This is a genomic window from Alteromonas sp. MMG017 (assembly GCF_018100795.1).
Classification (GTDB): domain Bacteria; phylum Pseudomonadota; class Gammaproteobacteria; order Enterobacterales; family Alteromonadaceae; genus Alteromonas.
Genome location: NZ_JAGJDY010000002.1, coordinates 117,399 through 136,177, shown reverse-complemented (window position 1 = coordinate 136,177; position 18,779 = coordinate 117,399). Strand labels below are relative to the sequence as shown.

The following is an 18,779-nucleotide window of genomic DNA, read 5'->3' as shown; positions in this document are numbered from 1 at the left end:
CTCGGTCGTATGTGTTATTTCAGTATTTTGAAATTTCCCACCTGATACATCTACCTGTAAGGCATGAGTAGGCAAGGCACTGGTGCTAAACACTTACAGAATCTTTAAAGTTAAAAAGATACGCACTATTTAAAGTGGTTTCTTGCTGCTTATAACATGAGTAATTGGCGAAAATATCTTTATATTCCGTCGCAGCAGAGAAATATTGACTACACTTGAGGTTTGGGTTGAAAAAATAGGGCAAGTAGGTAGTGAATGGATAGCGCGGGGCTAATGAGAGAAAAGGATATTTTCGAAAAAACATTTGAGCAGTGTGGCGTGGGATTGGCGCATGTTAGTCCACATGGCGATCTTATTCGCGCAAATAGTAAGCTAAGTGAATTTTTAGGTTATGAAAGTGCCACACTTGTCACAATGTCTTTTCAAAGTATTACGGAATCCGCACATCTTCAAGAGGATTTATACCTTCTGCATCAAGTACTTCGTGGAGAAATAGATACTTACACAATAGAAAAAAAATACATTCATGCTAAAGGTCATTCCGTTTGGGCTAAGTTAACGGTTACCCTTGTACGTGATGAACAAGGCGAGCCTGATTATTTTATTTCTGTTGTTGAAGACATTGATGATAAAAAGCGCATTGAATCTGAACTTTATAAAGCAGAGGCGCTGTTCAGCAAGATAGTAGCCGCCTTTTCTGCACATACTTTTGTATGGGTAGCAAACCCCGAATTAACCCGCATTCATTACATCAACGAAGGTTATCGCAATATTTATGGGCGTGACGAATATGAGCTGCACGCCAAGCCCGATGCGTTTTTGTCCTATGTGCATGAAGATGACCGCTTGCTAGTGGAAAAGGCGTACAAAGCGAAGCCGTTAGAAAGCTGGGATTTACAATATCGTATTAAAACCAGTAATGCAGAGATAAAGTACATTCATGATAGGGGGGTGCCACTGTTTGATGAAAACGATCAACAGATATTAGTGGTAGGCACCGCTGATGATGTTTCTCATGAAAAAGAGCAACAGCAAGCATTATTAGAAGCGATTTCTAAACTTGAGTATCTATCAAAGACCGATCCACTCACCGGTATTTCAAACAGACGAGAGATGTTCATTCAGTTAGATAAAGAAATACAACGAATGAACCGCGGCCAGAAACCCTCAACGCTTGTATTCATAGACCTTAACGACTTTAAAGGTATCAATGACACCTTTGGTCATAAGGCCGGAGATAAAGCATTAGTAAGCTTCTCAGAAATTATGAAAAACACCCTACGTGAAACTGATCGTTTTGCGCGTTTAGGGGGGGACGAATTCGTTGTGCTTTTATTCGGTTCTGATGACGCCGATGCAGAGGTGTTTTACGAGCGCTTAATGCAAACTGAATTTGATATAGAATTTGACGGTGAGTTTGACAATGAATTAGCAAACAACGGCGAGCAACAACAGGGCGCAAAAAAGGGTGATAGTGAGACGATGACTAAAACATCTTTGTCATTTAGTTTGGGGTGGCACACATGGGATTCAAGCATAGTGACTGCACAAAACTGGGTAGATGCAGCTGATGAAGCAATGTATAAACAAAAACGCCAGCATAAAACAAATACTGGCGTTCAAAAGGTAGTGTAAAAAAGAGCCTAATTTATCGGTAAGGCCGGGTAATATGATATTGCCCTTTAAAATTTAGTTGTCTTTATTAGCATGCGTAGTGCTAAACCACACCGCTATTTCAGCCCGCTCTTCCTCTGTCATGCCGGTTTTATTCAAAAACGGCATGTCTTTGGTCACGGTAGTGCGTCTTACTAATTGAGGTGCATACCGAGTGATATCTTCCCAGCTATCTAGCACTACACCCAGGGGCGCAACTTTGAATATATCATCAGTAGGGGTACGCGAATGACACCCTACACAATGGGTATTCACAAGCTCTGCCACACGTTCATCAGTAACCACAGCCGCACTTTCATTGACAGATCCATTGTCAGAGCCAGTTACCTCAACATGGGCTGGCGTTTGCGGCCATGAAACCCAAAGGGCAATAGCCAGCATGGCAACCGCACCCGATACCAAAATTGATGGCTTAGTTTTACCCACATGACGCAAGTTAAAAAAGTGACGTATCCATGCGGCAGCTGCCATCAATGCAATAAGTACCAACCAGTTTTGCTCGTGCTGATAGGTCATAGGGTAATGATTTGAAATCATGATGAACAATAACGGCAAGGTGAAGTAGTTATTGTGCATCGAACGTAATTTAGCGCCCGCACCCCATTGAGGGTCGATACTTTCTTTCGCTTGTACCGCAGCTACCATTTTACGTTGGTTTGGCATAATGTTGAAAAACACGTTACCCACCATAATGGTACCAATTAACGCACCCACATGAATGTAAGCACCGCGACCACTAAACCATTGTGTTGACAGGTAGGTCACTACGCAAATAAGTGTCACTAAACATAACGCAAATACGACAGGGTATTTAGCCAGCGGGCTTCTGCAGGCAAATTCGTAAATGGCAATGCCACCAAATATAAGCCCAAGACCTAAGGATATCGCCATCGTAGGCGACATATCGTTAACTTGAGGGTCAATCAAGTACGCTGAAGCGCCAAAGTAATACACAATAATCAGAAGTGCAAAGCCCGAAAGCCACGTGGTATAGGCTTCCCATTTAAACCAGTGCAAAGTTTCAGGCATTTTTTCTGGGCCATAGGCATATTTGGCTACTTCATAAAAGCCGCCGCCATGTATAGCCCACAAGTCGCCTTTAATACCTTTATCTTCTTTCCACTTAGGAGGGGTGCGCAAATTATTGTCTAACCAGACAAAATAAAACGATGCGCCAATCCAGGCCACGCCGGCAATAACGTGAAACCAGCGTACAAATAAGCTTATCCAATCAAGCCATGGCATAGTGTGTTTCCTTCTTATTATAACAGCATTGACCGCTTATCCAGGTTTCTGCAATAGCGCGATCATCACCCAAAATACTAAGCGCAAAAAAGACATCGTCAAATTCAGCATTAGGCTTAATTCGTAATTCCATTAGTTCATCATACCGCGGCGCTACAATAATAAAGTCGGCCACTGAACCCGCGTTAAGATTGCCAATTTCGTCATCTAGTTTGTGTGCTACCGCAGCGCCTTGGGTCATTAAGTAAAACCCTTCAATAGGGTCGATAGGTGCGTGGCGCAACTGGCTAACCTTATAGGCATCGCCATAGGTTTTTAACATACTAAAGCTGGTACCCGCGCCTACATCGGTGGCTAATGCCACATGTACATTATTGGCTCGTGCGGTTTGCAGATCGAACAATCCGCTGCCTAAAAATAAATTCGAGGTTGGGCAAAACGCCAAAGTAGCCTCTGCTTCACCTAACCGTTGCCATTCATCACTGGAAAGGTGAATACCATGGCCAAAAACAGAACGCGGACGCACCAAGTTGTACTTGTCATAAACGTCTAAATAACCAGAAGCATGTGGAAATAAGGATTTTACCCAAGCAATTTCATCTTTATTTTCAGACAAATGGGTTTGCACAAATACATCTTTGTATTGGGTGGCCAGTTCACCTAAAGCCGCTAATTGCGCTTCAGAGCTAGTTGGCGCAAATCGTGGCGTAATGGCGTAGCGATTTCTGCCTGTGTTGTGCCATTTTTCGATTAACACGGCACTGTCTTTTTGTGCGGTGTCTGGGCAATCTTGCAAGTCTGCTGGGCAGTTTCTGTCCATACATACTTTACCTGCCACTATCGCCATGTCTATTTCGCTGGCGGCGCTAAATAACGCGTTACAGCAACTTTGATGCACCGATGAAAAAACGAAGCCAGTAGTTGTGCCGTTCTTTAATAACTGTTGCAAGAACACCTTGGCAATTTTCTCTGCATGCTCCACGCTTGCAAACTGCTTTTCGGTAGGAAACGTATAGTTTTCTAACCAACTTAATAGCTGTTCGCCATAGCTGGCAATACTTTCAGTTTGCGGATAGTGCAAATGGCTGTCGATTAGCCCGGGTAAAATCCAGCTGTCTTTATGATTATGCAACACGGCATTGGGGTATTGTTCACGCATGCTTTTGAACGAGCCGGTAGCGATAATTTTTTTGCCATCGATTACTAAACCACCATCGTGAATAACACTAATATCTTGTGCAAAGGAAGATGGCGCAGCGCTGGGCGTTGGAAAGTGTGCAATATTCGCACGAAAAAGCTGCATTATAATTAGCTGCCTCTGTAACTGCTGAAGCCAAAAGGAGAGATAAGCAAAGGCACATGATAATGACCGCCGTTACTTTCAAGTTCAAACGCAATATCAATATGGGGGTAAAAGCTTTTTCCATGCGTAGCAATTAAGTAGTCATGGCTATGAAAGCGTAAGGTATACACGCCGGCTTCAAATTTTTGGCCCCATTGGTTGAAGCGTCCATCGTTATCGGTTTTACCGGTAAGCACTTCACCGTTAGGCAAGGTAAGGGTAAGCGCAATGCCTTCAACAGGTTTGCCCGATGTAGTGTCTAATACATGACTAGATAAAGTATTCATTAATGTTCATCCTTGGCAGTTAACGCTTTGTCTATGCGCAACAAGGTAATTTTAATTTGTTCTTGGGCGGCGTTACGAATCTCTTCATCGGTGCTATTGGGTAATCGTGCTTGCAAGGCACTAAGCATGGCGTCAGCCGACAGCCCAGTGGCACAAATGATGAAAATAAAACCATGCTTTTCCAGGTAAGCTTGGTTTGCTTCTTTTAACGTAAGCAATGTAGCTTCTGATGCACTGGCCGTGCCTGATTGTTCGCCACTAGCAATAGTTTTTGTATTGGCAAACTTTTTACGTAACGAATCTACATCGCCAATCATAGGATGAGCGGTAAAGGCTTCTAAAAAATCGTCTTTACCGCATTTTGACCATGCAGTTTTTGCAAATTCTTTCACATCGTTAACGGTACCAAAAGGGCGACCGTTTACCATACTGTAAATCCACGACTGTGCTGCGCAGGTTTGTTGAAACCAATCGGTAGCAGCGCTGGCCGATAAGGTATTAAGTTCGTTTAAGGTCATACATTATGTTCCTTATTCATGGATGTCGCGGCGTTAGTAATGGCAGTGTTTTGATCATTGTTCTCACTAGCATGTAAGCGCTGAATAATTTGTGAGGCAATAGACACCGCTACTTCAATAGGGCGCTTGCCGGGTATTGAAGTATCGCCAATAGGGGTTGCTAAGCGCGCTAAATCACTTTCATTAAAACCACGATGTTCTAATTTCGTAATAAAACGCTTGGCTTTAGTTTGTGAACCAATCAGCCCCACAAAGGGCAACGCAGGGTATTTCAAGGCTTGCTCGGTAATGCGGTAATCGAGTTGATGATCGTGAGTCAGAATAATTAACCACGTATTTTCTTCAAGGCCACGCACTTCGGTTTCAGGCGCTTCTTCTACGACTTTTTTGACGTTTGCTGGCAATGGGTCACTAAACAAGTCTTCTCGATTATCAATCCACGAAATGCGTACTGGAAGTTGAGCTAGAATAGGCACTAGTGCTTTTGCCACATGTCCCGCGCCAAAAATAGCAATGTGCTGTGCATGTCGATTGCATACTTCAAACAACACTTTGACTGCACCGCCACAGCACTGACCTAGCTTACTGCTAAGAGGGTAAGAACGTATTTCGGTGTTGGCATTATTATAGGCATGGTTTTCACTGCGACCACCACTAGCACCAGCATTAGCGCCAGAACTTAGCATTCCCCGAGCTGTTTTAATGGCGTCGAACTCAAGATGCCCGCCGCCAATGGTATCAATGCTTTGTGCATCGGTAACCACCATTTTGCTGCCAGCTTCACGGGGAGTAGAGCCAGCAATGCTAATGACCGTCACGATAACATAGGGCGCACCGTCTTGCTGACACTGAGCTACCGCCTCATACCAGGTGCTCGCCTTCATTGCGGTGCCTGTTTTGTGTTCTGATCCGGTTGAAAATGCGCTGCTTGTTGCGTTTGTATTACGGCGTTAAGCACCCGCTCTGGCGTGGCGGGGGTATCTAATTGTGGATCTTGGGTGTAACCAGAAATACTTGAAATGGCGTCTTTCAATGCGCACCATACCGAAATCGCTAGCATAAAGGGAGGTTCACCTACGGCTTTTGAATGGTAAATACTGTCTTCAGCGTTATCTCTGCCAAAAAGTTTCACATCGAAATGCTTAGGTGTATCGCCAATGGCAGGAATTTTATAGGTCGCCATGTTTTCACTGGTTAAACGACCATCATCATTCCATACTAGTTCTTCAGTTGTAAGCCAACCCATGCCTTGAATAAAGGCACCTTCTATTTGGCCAATATCAATGGCGGGGTTTAAGCTGTTACCTACATCGTGAAGTACATCGACTTTATCAACGCAATACTCACCACTTAAGGTGTCGACAGAGACTTCACTTACCGACACGCCATAAGAGAAATAGAAAAACGGGCGGCCATCGCCAGTTTCACGATTGTAATGCAGTTTCGGCGTTTTATAGAATCCATTAGCGGATAAAGAAACCCGATCAAAGTAGGCCACTTGAACTAAATCGCTAAAGGCTTTTTGATGCTCACCTAACACCAGGTTACCTGCTATAAACTGTACCTTTTCAGCTTGCTCTGGCATGCCTAGCTCGGTTGCAAAGCACAGTGCTAAACGTTGCTTTAACGTGATGCAAGCGTTTTGCACGGCTTTACCGTTCATATCTGTGCCGCTTGAAGCCGCCGTCGGCGATGTGTTGGGTACTTTATCGGTACGGGTGGCAGTCACCTCTATCATGTCCATTGACACACCAAATTCATTTGCCGCAATTTGTGCAATTTTGGTGTGCAAACCTTGGCCCATTTCTGTGCCTCCATGGTTTACTTGAATGCTACCGTCGGTATAAATATGTACTAGTGCGCCTGCTTGGTTTAAATGCTTTGCGGTAAAAGAAATACCAAACTTAACAGGGGTAAGGGCTAGCCCTTTTTTAATCACAGGGCTGTTGCGGTTGAATTCGGTAATCTCGTCTCTACGTGCCCAATAATTAGCGTCTTTTTCAAGTTTCGCTATCATTTCAGGCAGTAAGTTGTGCTCTACTTTCATTCCGTATGGGGTAGTAGTGCCAGTTTCCGGCCCGTATAAGTTTTGTTTACGTACGGTTAGCGGATCTACCTGTAATTTACGAGCCATGGCATCCATCATGGCCTCAGCCATAATCATCCCTTGCGGGCCGCCAAATCCACGGTAAGCCGTGTGCGATACTATGTTAGTTTGCAGGCGATGACCTACAATATTGCTTGCACCTAAAAAGTAACCGTTATCGGCATGAAACATGGCTCTATCGACAATGGCATCTGACAAGTCAGGGGAATGCCCACAATTGCCGTTAATATCCACTTTTGTGGCGACAATTTTACCGTTTTGGTTAAAGCCAACTTCAAAGCTATTATCGAAAGGATGACGCTTGCCCGTCACGTGCATATCTGTACTTCGGGGTAAACGGCATTTCACTGCGCATTGATTGCGAGAAGCTAATAAAGACGCTAGACAAGCCCATTGGGCTGCTTGGGTTTCTTTTCCCCCAAAGCCGCCGCCCATGCGACGCATATCTACCATCACATGATGCAATTTAATATCAAGCACTTCAGCTACAAGCTTTTGTACTTCACTAGGATGCTGACTAGAGGTATACACCTTCATACGGCCATCTTCATCAGGGATAGCCAGTGAGACTTGCCCTTCAAGATACATATGCTCTTGACCGCCAATCGAAAGGTGACCTTTGCAGCTTAACGGCGCGCTTGCAAGTTGGGTATCAGCGTCACCTTGGCCAAAGCGATGAGTAGGGCGTACAAAGCGTTCGTGCTTGTGTGCTTCATCGGTGGTAAACACAGGGGCTGTAGGAATAACCTGAACAGTACCTTTTAATGCCGCTTTACGGGCTAAATGTACTGAGGTAGCAAGTACGGCAAAATACGGCTGACCGTAGAATTTAATTTCACCATTGGCCAGCAAAGGATCGCCTTCAAAAACCGGCCCAATGTCTTTATGACCTGGTACGTCATCGATGGTAATAACATCAACCACACCTTCACTTGCACGTACGGCAGACAAATCCATAGACTCAATAATTCCGGCCGCGCACTGGCTGGTGCCAATAGCAGCATACAGAATGCCTTGCGGTTCTACTAAATCGTCAATGTATTTCGCATTTCCTTGAACCTGCCTAGCTGCGCTTTCATGCTTTACCGAGGTATGAACAACCTGTGTTGAGGCTGAATCTTTTGCGCTATCGATGAGTTTACGCATGTTGCACCACCCGAGTTTCAATTTTGTTACTTGTGTGACCGCCAGTTTGGCTAGCGTTTTGATGCTCTAGCCAAAACCGATGCCACAAATTAGCCAGTACCGTTTTACGATATTCTGCGCTCGCGCGCACATCATCAATAGGGGAGAAAGCTTCGCTCAAAATCTGCTTACCAATACTTAAGCACTCGCTACTAGCCCACTGTTTGCCATTTAGTGCGCTATTTAATGCATCGCAGCTAGCAGGGGTTGCGGCAACACCGCCAAACCCAGTGCTAACATCTTCCACTTTGCCGTCATTCAAGGTTACCTTGAACACGGCACACACGGCAGAAATATCATCTTCCATGCGTTTTGAAATTTTGTACGCGGCCACTAATTCATTGGCCGTTAGGTAAGGAATTTCAATGGCAGATAGCCATTCGCCTTTTTGTAGCGCCGTTTGGCGATAGCCAGTAAAAAACGAATTCACAGGTACAGCGCGAGTGTCTGTTCCATTATCAATATGCAATACCGCGTTCAAGGCAAGCAATACCGGCGGCATATCACCTATTGGTGAAGCGTTAGCAACATTGCCGCCTAGGGTGGCTTGGTTGCGAATAGGCAATGAAGCAAAGCGGGTAATCAACTCTGCCAACTGAGGAAAGTGCGCTAATAACGGCTGTGTTAAATCACTTAGTGGTGTGGCTGCACCAAAGGTGATCGAATGTTCGTTTACAGTGCATCCCTTTAAAGATTTTACGCCGCTTAAACTGATTAACGTGCTCACATCTTTAAGTTGTTGAGTAAACATCAAGCTTAAATCGGTACTGCCTGCCACTAAGAGTGCATCTGGGTGCTGTGCGATGGCATCAGCTAATGCAGTGCGGGAATCTGGCACAAGCAAATTATTAGTACCAATTACAGGCGTACTGGTGAGTTGCTTTAACGCGCTCAAGGTATCGGCTTCATTACGCGCAAATGTGTCATCAGGTGTGTTTCCACACACGGATAGTGCAGCATCAATAATCGGACGATAGCCGGTACAGCGGCAAAGGTTGCCCGATAGTGCATGCAAAACATCATCGCGATTGGGCGTACCTTCTTGATGATATAAAGCGAACATAGACATAATAAACCCTGGCGTGCAAAAGCCGCACTGTGACCCATGAAAGTCGATAAGTGCTTGTTGTACCGGGTGTAATGTATTGTCTTGAGCTAAATGTTCTACCGCAATGAGTTGCTTTCCGTGCACAGCAGACATTAAGGTAATACAACTGTTTACCGTACGGTAATGTAACGCATTAAACTGTGGCGTTGGCTCTGCAATAACAACGGTACATGCACCGCAATCGCCAGCGGCGCACCCTTCTTTTGTACCCGTAAGTTTTCTGTGCTCGCGTAAGAATTGGAGTAACGTTAGCTCAGCCCGGGTATCGTCCAGCTCAACGAGTTGTTGATTAATAAGAAAGCGAATCATACCCGCACCTCATAACTATTTTCATTGATATATCCATTAATATAGCGGTATTCTTGAAAGAAAAGTAGACCATTTGGTCAAAAAATTGCTTTAAAAAAAAGGCTTCCTTTGAGAATAGCCCCTGATCTGGTAAGCAAAGCTGCATACTTGTTGATGTAATACAGGCAAGAATCATGCAAGGTTGAATATAGAGAACACAATGTTCAGTTGAGGTAACGGTACAGTGTTTACGTTTTCTGTTTTGCGCTAAAACCGTGATAACGTAATACAAACGGATGCCAGATGTGTAGTAAAGGATAAAATAATAACGATGACCAAATTAAGAGACACGGACGCAGGTGTCGGCGCCACAAACAAAAGAAACATACTGCAAGCAGCTGAAAAATGTTTCGCCCAGTTCGGCTTCAAAGGTACGGCGGTTCAAAAAATTGCCGATGAAGCGAACCTGCCAAAAACCAATGTGCTTTATTATTTTAAAACGAAGCAAGAATTGTATGTGGCAGTGTTAGAAGAAACACTGTCTTTATGGAACTCCCATTTCGACAGAGCCACTGTAGAAGACGATCCCGCTGAAGTGTTAGCGGCATACATCACAGAAAAAATGGAAGTATCTCGCACCCATCCCCAAGCTTCTAAAATATTTGCGATGGAAATTATTAACGGTGCGCAGAACTTAACCGGTTATTTTGATGAAGAACATGCCAAATGGATGGAAGGGCGCTTAGCACTTATCGATCAGTGGATTGAAGTCGGTAAACTCCCCCAGCTTGATGGCGAATACTTACTTTATACCATTTGGGCCAGCACCCAGCATTATGCCGATTTCTCTGCCCAAATTACCCGTCTTCGTGGTCGTAAAATGATTAAAGCAGATTTTGAAACGGCCACACGCCAGTTAATTCAATTAGTGCTAGGTGGCTGCAATCTGCCTGTGCCAAGTCGTTATATTGAGAATGTTGATGTCGAATAACTCCCACGCTTACCCTCGCGATCTTATCGGTTACGGGGCTGATGTACCTAAAGCAAACTGGCCGAACGGCGCTAAAATTGCCCTCCAGTTTGTATTAAATTATGAAGAAGGCGGCGAAAACTGCGTGCTTCATGGCGATGAGCACTCAGAAACGTTTTTGTCTGAAATCATCGGTGCTCAAGCATTCAATGATAGACACCTTAGTATGGAATCTATTTACGAATACGGCAGTCGAGCAGGGTTTTGGCGACTTCATAGGTTGCTTACCAGCTACAATATTCCCGTAACGGTTTTTGGCGTCACTATGGCCATGCAGCGTCACCCCGATGCGGTGCAGGCTATGTTAGATGCTAAATGGGAAATAGCGAGTCATGCTATGCGGTGGGTTCATTATCAAGACATGGATGAAGACACTGAACGCAAAGAAATCGATGACGCTATTAATTTGCATGAGCAACTCACCGGCAAGAAACCCGTTGGCTGGTATACAGGGCGAACCAGTCCTAATACGCTCAAACTTATTGCTGAGCGCGAAGACATTCTCTACTGTGCCGATTCTTATGCCGATGATTTACCCTATTTTGATAACCATTACAGTAAACCCCTATTAATGGTGCCCTACACCCTAGACACCAATGATATGCGCTTTGCTGCACCACAAGGTTTCAATAGTGGCGAGCAGTTCTTCCAGTATTTAAAAGACGCCTTTGATGTGTTGTACGAAGAGGGCAGCGAAGCACCTAAAATGTTATCAATAGGCATGCATTGCCGTATTTTAGGGCGTCCGGCAAGAATGGCGGCGTTGAAACGTTTCATCGAATATGTGAAATCTCACGATAAAGTGTGGCTTGCTACCCGTGAAGACATTGCTCGACATTGGTTAGCCGAACATCCAATGGTTGAAAAATCTCAGTAAAGTGTAAAGCTATAAGAAGTAAGCTACGCTATATAAACTGGAGATATAAAAATGAAAGCAAAAATTGCCTTATGTTTATTAACAGCACTCGTGTTAACGGGCTGTTCGAAGCTAAATAAAGAAAACTACGACAAACTAAAAATGGGTATGTCACAAGATGAAGTGTCATCAGTGATAGGGGCTGCAGATAATTGCGCAAAAACTATGGGCGCAGTGTCGTGCGTTTGGGGTAACGAAGAAGCGAAGCACGTAAAGATAGTCTTTATGGGCGATAAAGCGGTTACCTTTAGCTACGATGGTTTAGAGTAGGATTAGAAAGTTCAATCTACGTATAGCCGCCTAAGCAGTGTAGATAATTTAGATGGTCTAGATAGGTCAATGAGTTTAGGTTAAGCATAAAAAAACGGTGAAGATTATCTTCACCGTTTTTTTATATGTTAAGCATAGGGCTGTGTTTACTATTTTAGGTCAAATATATAGCGCAGTATAAACACACCCGCCAGTGCGTAGGTTAACCCGCTCACTTCTCTGAATTTCCCTGTACCCATCTTAATACCCACATAGGTAATAAAGCCAAGTGCAATACCTTCACTAATACTAAATGTGAGGGGCATGGCTATTAGCGCAACTGTTGCGGTAGCAAGAGCACCTAAATCGTCGAAATCTATTTGGCGAATGGCTTCCATCATGAGAATCCCCACCATGATAAGTGCAGGAGTAGTAGCCATTAAAGGAATGACTTTCATTAAAGGCGTAAGGAATAATGCTAAAACAAAACACAGTGCAACCACTACCGCAGTTAACCCTGTTCTACCACCGGCTGATGCCCCAGTAGCAGACTCTACATAGCTGGTGACCGGTGATGTACCAATAAACGCACCCACCACACTGGCAGAAGCATCTGCAGTCATAGCAGGGCCAATTTTAGGAAGCTTTCCATTTTCATCTAGCAAGTTCGCACGGCGAGAAACGCCAATTAAGGTGCCGATGGTGTCGAACATATTCACGAACATAAGGGCAAATATTAGATCCCATGTTTCAGCGATATGATCTATAGGGTACCAAAAGTCCATTGCCATAAAGGTGTTTGATATAGGTTCTGGTAAGCCAATAATGGCTTCAGGGGTTGCGGTTAACATACCGTTTTCTGTGGGCACAAACGCACCAATTACGGTAAGCAATACGATAGAAATAAGAATACCGCCCGTCACCTTTTTTACTACCATTACAATGGTAAAAATGATGCCTAGTAAAGCCAGCATCACCGCAGGGTTAGATAAATCACCAAGGCTCACGAAAGTAGCTGGGTTATCAACAATTAGCCCAGCATTCTTCAGGCCGATAAAGGCAATGAATAATCCTATGCCGCATTGCACACCAATTTTCAGGGCAGGGGGAATAGATTCGGCTACTTTTGTCCTAACCCCAGTTAGGGAAAGAAGCAAAAATAAAATACCGTTCCAAAATACTATCCCGAGTGCGGCTTCCCAAGGAATTTCTCTCGACAAACAAATAGTAAAAGCAAAAAAGGCGTTCAACCCCATACCAGGCGCAAGCGCAATGGGATAGTTAGTCATAAACGCCATCAATAACGTACCTAAACAGGCAGCTAGTGCGGTTACCGTGATTAACCCTTCGATAGGCATGCCACTTAAACCAAGGATCCCTGGGTTTACCACTAAGATATATGACATGGCGGCGAAAGTAGTTAGCCCCGCTACCACTTCTGTTTTTATTGTGGTTCCATGCGCCTGAAGCTTAAACAGGCGCTCTAATACGTTATTGGACATGTAGATTTCTCTATGCGTTGAGTCATTTATCATTATTTGATGTTGCATGAAGCAAAAACTTGACCACTTAGTCAGTTTGTTGGTGCGTTTTGTGCTACGGTAATCATAGCCAGAATACGCAAAGTCAGTGGTACGCCAGTGAAACTAACTAATAAAGGTTTTAAAAACCGTGTATTTCACATCGGAAGCGTTATAACAACGCCTGACTAAATCAACGCTAGAAAAGAAGTTGCGCACCAATTAAGATCAAAATGCATCAAAATGGTGCGCTTCTAACTGTGAGGGGCCATGTCGCTATCAACAATAATTCAAAAACTCCCGAAGGCTGAACTGCACTTACATATAGAAGGCAGCCTAACACCTGAGCTTATGTGGCACCTGGCAAGTAAACATAGTATCACGTTGCCATATAAAAGCATTGAAGAGATAGCTGCCGCCTATCAATTTACTAACTTGCAAAGCTTCCTTGATATATATTATGCCGGTGCGGGCGTGCTCATTGATGAAGATGATTTTTACGCGTTAATGTGGGCGTATTTCACCCGATGTCATGAAGACAATGTGGTTCACACCGAAATCATGTTTGACCCACAAACCCATACCGCAAGAGGTATAGGATTTGATGTATTCATGCCCGGTTTTTTGCGGGCTATGAAAGATGCACAAAAGCAGTATGGTATTTCTAGTTATTTGATCATGTCTTTCTTAAGGCATTTACCAGAAAGCGACGCCTTTGCCACACTTGAAGCTGCCAAGCCTTATTACAGTGTAATAGATGCGGTTGGTTTAGACAGTTCTGAACTAGGTCATCCTCCGTCTAAATTTGAACGGGTTTTTCGAGAAGCGCGAGCGCTTGGGTTTAAAATAGTCGCTCATGCAGGTGAAGAGGGGCCGCCAGAATATATTTGGGAAGCACTAGATTTACTTAACGTTGATAGGATTGATCATGGCGTAAGGTGTCAGGAAGACGAGAAGTTGATGGCTTACATTAACGCTAACCAAATACCTCTTACTGTATGCCCATTAAGCAATCTAAAGTTGTGCGTGGTAGATGACCTAGCCAAACACAATATATTATCGTTACTCGACAAGGGCTTAATGGTTACTGTGAATTCAGACGACCCAACGTATTTTGGTGGGTTTTTAAATGATAATTATACAGCCTTGTGTGATGCGCTACCTGTGACAGACGCACACGTGAAGCAACTGGCTATTAATAGTTTCGAGGCGAGTTTTTTACCGGATGACATTAAGCAACAACACATTGCTCACATACATGCTTTAACAAGCTAAGATGGTATGCCGCTCATTGTATCTTAGCTTGTTATAGCATTTATGCGTGGGCGGCAACCATTTCAGATTTAGTAGCATCAATCACTTCTGCTAATGCATTAACCTGTACTTCAATTTCTTCCCAATTATCCGATGCTGATAATATTTCAATAGATGAGGCTTTGTGACGCAACAGTTCGGCACCCACATCACCTGATACACCTTTAATAGCGTGGCTAATAAAGCGAACTTCTTCTCGCTCTTTATTTGAAAGTGCAGTAGTAAGCGCTAAATATTTTTCATCGATTTGATCAATAAACATTTCAACAACGCGTTTCAATAGCGTGTGGTTTCCCGCTAAGCGTTGTAGCGCCTGTTCATGTTGCCAAAGCGACGCAGTGTCTAAGTTCATAAGTTGCTTTTGCCTGTTGAGCCGATTAAAAATGTCAGTAACTAACTTCTTAAAGAAACCTTATATTAAAAAAATTTAATTGTGAACATATTTGCAATACGTTTAAACATTTTATACTAAAATCAGATTTAAGTTTTACTTTAATGCAAAGGTTGAACCTAATGAACTTTTGTTTGGCTGATAACCCGTTTCATCAATACTGCCAATACAATTTTAGTTACATAAGCTCGGTCGAATATATACTAAAGGCTAATAACGAAAAAGATGGCGTGGTCGATACTTGTAATAGAAAAGGGTTTTAAGAAAAGTTAATAGGAAAAACGACAGCTATGGATATGCGTGCACAGAAAGTGCTTATTGTTGATGATGAACCCGTCAATGTCGTCATCTTAGAATCAGCGGTAGGTAGCTTAGCGAACGTAATTAGTACCAGTGACAGTGTAGAAGCCCTTCACCTTATCGAAATACACAAACCCGACTTAATTATTCTTGATATCAGTATGCCCAAGCGTTCAGGTTTCGACATCTGCAGAGCGGTGAAGGCGGATTTAGGTTTACGAGAAATCCCCATTCTTTTTGTTACATCGTTTACCGACAGCGATAATGAGCGAAAGGCACTCGCATTGGGCGCTATCGATTTTATTGCGAAGCCTATCGATATCGAAATTTGTCGAATGCGAGTTAAAAACCATCTTTTAATTCAACGTCAAAAGTCACAGCTAGCCATTTATAACGAAAGAATTCTTGAGGAAAAAGAGCAACTAAACATTACGCTTAATGCTATCGCTGATGGCGTTATCGCCACAGATGCAGAAGGTATTGTGACGTTTATAAACCCGGTTGCTCAGCGCTTAACGGGCTTTAACGAATTTGAAGCGTGCGGGCGAATGGTTGATGACATCATGGAGTTGCGAGACGCCACAACTAATACGGCAATGATTAACCCAGCGTTATACACCATGAAGGTTAAGCGACCTGTTGCAATGGCGTTTAACGTAAAGTTAGTGAGCAAGCAAGGTAAAGAGTGCAGGGTAGAAGATACGGCATCTCCCATTTTAGATACGCAAGGCAATGTTAGAGGGGCCGTTGTAGTGTTTCAAGACGTGTCTGAATCGGTGGCAATGGCCGTTCAAATGACCCATGTCACTAACCACGATCAACTTACAGGCTTACCTAATCGCGTGCTATTGCATGACAGAATTGTTCAGTCTATTAATCGCACCGACAAAGCGCAGTATAGTGTCGCTTTGTTACTTATAGACATTGATAATTTTAAATATTTAAACGATGCGCTGGGACACAAAGTCGGCGACTCTATTATATTATCTATATCGAAACGCCTTCAACAAGCATGTGGTACGTCAGCAATACTGGCAAGGGTGGGCGGTGATGAGTTTGCATGTTTATTGACTGTAGGTAGTGGTTTAAGTGCCGACGGGGTGGCAATGAGTTGCTTGCAAAGTGCAAGAGAACCCATTCATATTAATGGTCGGCATCACCAACTAAGTTTGAGTATTGGCATTAGCTTGTATCCACAAGATGCTTCTAGTGCAGAAGAAATGATGCGTCACTCAGACACCGCTATGTATCGCGCAAAAGCCACAGGTAAAGATAAATTCAGCTTCTTCTCAAAAGATCTCCAATTGGCCATGCGCAAGCGGGTTGAGACCGAAGTAAAGCTTCGTAGCGCGCTTGATAGCAACGGCTTGGCGGTATTTTTCCAACCTAAATACGATTTGAATTTAAACAAAGTTGTTGGCGCAGAAAGCCTTGTGAGACTCATTGACGAAGACGGCAATATAATCCCACCGGATGAATTTATTCCATTGTCTGAAGAAACGGGGTTAATTCATCGGCTAGGTAAGCAAGTTTTGGTAAAAAGCTGTGAGTTTATTGCTAAGTGTGTTGAAGCAAATAAACCGCTCGTGATTGCAGTTAATGTATCTGCCCAGCAAATAGCGAACCCTTGCTTTGCTAAAGAAGTTGAGGAAGTGATTATTTCGACCGGCATCGACCCAAGGCTGTTAGAGTTAGAGGTAACCGAATCTGCATTAATGGACGATTTTGACCAAACGCGAAAAATGTTACTCGCGCTTTCCTCATTGGGGCTTTCACTTGCACTAGATGACTTTGGCACTGGCTATTCAAGTTTATCTTACTTACGTCAGTTTCCTTTAAACGTACTTAAAATTGACCGCTCTTTTGTAAAAGATATGGATCACGAACCCCAGGCGCTCGATATTGTTACCGCTATTGTTCGCCTTGCCAATTGTCTAAACATGATTTTGGTGGCAGAGGGGCTTGAAACCGAATTGCAGTTTCACTCGCTGAGGCAGTTAGGCTGTGAATATGGCCAAGGTTACTACATGTGTAAACCTTTATCAGAGGATGAATTCACCGCACGATTTTTGAGCCAGACGTCATTAATGACGTAGTGATATGCTATAATAACTTAACAACTTAAAAAATTAAGTTGTTAAGTTTCTGAAAAGATATAAGTTTTATTTTTTTGAGTTAATATTTAGCGAATGTTGCTGTAGTATGACATCAATTGCAATTTTCCTCCCGAGCTTAAAACAGTTTTGTTAATTTATGCAGTTAGAACTTAAACCATACGCGGCATGCAAAGTGCTCGTAGTCGATGATGAGCCTATTAGCAGGATGCTTTTAACCTCAATACTCGAGCCTTTCGTTACATGTATTTCTGCTGCAAGCGGCGAAGAGGCAATTAGCCAATGTGTTGCGCATAAGCCCGATCTCATTCTGTTAGACATGAACATGCCCGATATTGATGGGCTTACGGTTTGTCGAACTTTAAAAGACAGTGCTGATACCGCTCACATACCGGTTGTTTTTGTTACTTCTACTATTGATGTTGAAACTGAAAATATGTGTTGGGAAGTGGGGGCTTCAGATTTTGTTTTAAAACCAGTTACCGCCTCTACACTTGTGCATCGCATAAAAAACCACTTACAAGGTAAGTTACGCACAGAACTACTTAAAAAAATGACCTTTCACGATCAGTTAACAGGTTTATACAACCGAATGTACTTGAGCAATGAAATTCCATTATTAGTAAAGCAAGTTGCGCGCGATCATGGCACCGTAGGTGTCATCATGATGGATATCGACTTTTTTAAACTCTACAACGATAACTATGGCCACCTTCAAGGTGATATCTGCCTTCAACAAGTGTCAGGGCTTATTGCTGAGCATGCTCGACGCCCTAAAGATGCTGCCATTCGATTTGGTGGTGAAGAATTTATGTTGGTATTACCTTATACCGATTTGAATGGCGTTAAGAAAATTGCAGAAGACATTGTGGCTGCAATAAGAAGTGAATGTATTACGCATTATGCCGGTAAAGGTGGAATGCTAAGCCTTAGCGCGGGCTATGCTGTCAGATCTGCCGTTGAGTTACAGGACACCGGCGTATCTTCACTTATCGAGTCTGCTGATATTTTTCTCTTTGAAGCCAAAGAGTCAGGGCGTAATCGCGCCATAGGGTAAACCGCTTCTCCCTTAGAATAATAGCCTATTGTTTAATTTTTTTTATTTGCAAGAACCACTATTATTGCCGTAATGGAGCAGTGTAATAACTGTAGTAGCTCCTCTCTCCCTTAGAGGGCTTCTTGATTTTAATG

At 43.4% G+C, this 18,779-nt stretch carries 16 protein-coding genes; 7 read left to right on the top strand and 9 right to left on the bottom strand.

Annotated elements, in window-relative coordinates; all coding sequences use genetic code 11:
- Window positions 1-273 precede the first annotated feature (273 nt).
- Window positions 274-1,635 (top strand): diguanylate cyclase, encoded by a 1,362-nt coding sequence (locus J8L84_RS02955; RefSeq protein WP_247670536.1) that lies wholly within the window; start codon window positions 274-276, stop codon window positions 1,633-1,635.
- Between the two features lie 54 nt (window positions 1,636-1,689).
- On the opposite strand, the gene J8L84_RS02950 is transcribed toward J8L84_RS02955, so the two are convergent.
- From J8L84_RS02950 to xdhA, 7 genes are read right to left on the bottom strand one after another with little or no spacing between them, the layout of a single operon-like run.
- A complete protein-coding gene (locus J8L84_RS02950; protein ID WP_211069394.1) occupies window positions 1,690-2,919 on the bottom strand; it encodes a urate hydroxylase PuuD in 1,230 nt (409 codons plus the stop codon).
- Window positions 2,906-4,222: a guanine deaminase gene (gene guaD / locus J8L84_RS02945; protein WP_211069393.1), complete on the bottom strand. Its 1,317-nt coding sequence runs from the start codon at window positions 4,220-4,222 to the stop codon at window positions 2,906-2,908. The genes J8L84_RS02950 and guaD overlap by 14 nt, the downstream gene beginning before the upstream one ends.
- Before the next feature lie 5 nt (window positions 4,223-4,227).
- Window positions 4,228-4,548 carry a hydroxyisourate hydrolase gene (gene uraH / locus J8L84_RS02940; RefSeq protein WP_211069392.1) on the bottom strand — a complete coding sequence of 107 codons (321 nt, stop codon included), beginning with the start codon at window positions 4,546-4,548 and terminating at the stop codon, window positions 4,228-4,230.
- Window positions 4,548-5,066: a 2-oxo-4-hydroxy-4-carboxy-5-ureidoimidazoline decarboxylase gene (uraD, locus tag J8L84_RS02935; RefSeq protein WP_211069391.1), complete on the bottom strand. Its 519-nt coding sequence runs from the start codon at window positions 5,064-5,066 to the stop codon at window positions 4,548-4,550. The genes uraH and uraD overlap by 1 nt, the downstream gene beginning before the upstream one ends.
- The gene (gene xdhC, locus J8L84_RS02930; RefSeq protein ID WP_211069390.1) at window positions 5,063-5,950 is read right to left on the bottom strand and encodes a xanthine dehydrogenase accessory protein XdhC; all 888 of its coding nucleotides are present in this window, start codon (window positions 5,948-5,950) and stop codon (window positions 5,063-5,065) included. The genes uraD and xdhC overlap by 4 nt, the downstream gene beginning before the upstream one ends.
- Window positions 5,947-8,319, bottom strand: coding sequence for a xanthine dehydrogenase molybdopterin binding subunit (gene xdhB / locus J8L84_RS02925; protein ID WP_211069389.1), 2,373 nt, complete (start codon window positions 8,317-8,319; stop codon window positions 5,947-5,949). Before xdhB ends, xdhC begins: the two co-directional genes overlap by 4 nt.
- Window positions 8,312-9,775, bottom strand: coding sequence for a xanthine dehydrogenase small subunit (gene xdhA / locus J8L84_RS02920; RefSeq protein ID WP_211069388.1), 1,464 nt, complete (start codon window positions 9,773-9,775; stop codon window positions 8,312-8,314). Before xdhA ends, xdhB begins: the two co-directional genes overlap by 8 nt.
- A 310-nt stretch (window positions 9,776-10,085) precedes the next feature.
- On the opposite strand from xdhA, the gene J8L84_RS02915 reads away from it, so the two are divergent.
- From J8L84_RS02915 to J8L84_RS02905, 3 genes are read left to right on the top strand one after another with little or no spacing between them, the layout of a single operon-like run.
- Window positions 10,086-10,745, top strand: a complete 660-nt coding sequence (locus J8L84_RS02915) for a TetR/AcrR family transcriptional regulator (RefSeq protein ID WP_211069387.1) — start codon at window positions 10,086-10,088, stop codon at window positions 10,743-10,745.
- Window positions 10,735-11,661 carry an allantoinase PuuE gene (gene puuE, locus J8L84_RS02910; protein WP_211069386.1) on the top strand — a complete coding sequence of 309 codons (927 nt, stop codon included), beginning with the start codon at window positions 10,735-10,737 and terminating at the stop codon, window positions 11,659-11,661. The genes J8L84_RS02915 and puuE overlap by 11 nt, the downstream gene beginning before the upstream one ends.
- 51 nt (window positions 11,662-11,712) lie before the next feature.
- Window positions 11,713-11,970, top strand: a complete 258-nt coding sequence (locus J8L84_RS02905; protein WP_211069385.1) for a DUF3862 domain-containing protein — start codon at window positions 11,713-11,715, stop codon at window positions 11,968-11,970.
- A gap of 149 nt (window positions 11,971-12,119) precedes the next feature.
- Here the strand turns inward: J8L84_RS02905 and J8L84_RS02900 are convergent, their stop codons facing one another.
- Window positions 12,120-13,451, bottom strand: coding sequence for an NCS2 family permease (locus J8L84_RS02900; protein ID WP_211069384.1), 1,332 nt, complete (start codon window positions 13,449-13,451; stop codon window positions 12,120-12,122).
- Between the two features lie 288 nt (window positions 13,452-13,739).
- Between J8L84_RS02900 and J8L84_RS02895 the strand changes: the two genes are divergently transcribed.
- A complete protein-coding gene (locus J8L84_RS02895; protein WP_211069383.1) occupies window positions 13,740-14,744 on the top strand; it encodes an adenosine deaminase in 1,005 nt (334 codons plus the stop codon).
- 40 nt (window positions 14,745-14,784) lie between these two features.
- Here J8L84_RS02895 and J8L84_RS02890 read toward each other — a convergent pair whose 3' ends face one another.
- A complete protein-coding gene (locus tag J8L84_RS02890) occupies window positions 14,785-15,135 on the bottom strand; it encodes an Hpt domain-containing protein (RefSeq protein ID WP_211069382.1) in 351 nt (116 codons plus the stop codon).
- A 329-nt stretch (window positions 15,136-15,464) separates the two neighbouring features.
- Here J8L84_RS02890 and J8L84_RS02885 point away from each other — a divergent pair, with 329 nt between their 5' ends.
- Both J8L84_RS02885 and J8L84_RS02880 read left to right on the top strand, forming a co-directional pair.
- Complete coding sequence (locus J8L84_RS02885; RefSeq protein WP_211069381.1) at window positions 15,465-17,570, top strand: EAL domain-containing protein; 2,106 nt, start codon at window positions 15,465-15,467, stop codon at window positions 17,568-17,570.
- Between the two features lie 193 nt (window positions 17,571-17,763).
- The gene (locus tag J8L84_RS02880) at window positions 17,764-18,645 is read left to right on the top strand and encodes a diguanylate cyclase (protein ID WP_348771800.1); all 882 of its coding nucleotides are present in this window, start codon (window positions 17,764-17,766) and stop codon (window positions 18,643-18,645) included.
- Window positions 18,646-18,779 lie beyond the last annotated feature (134 nt).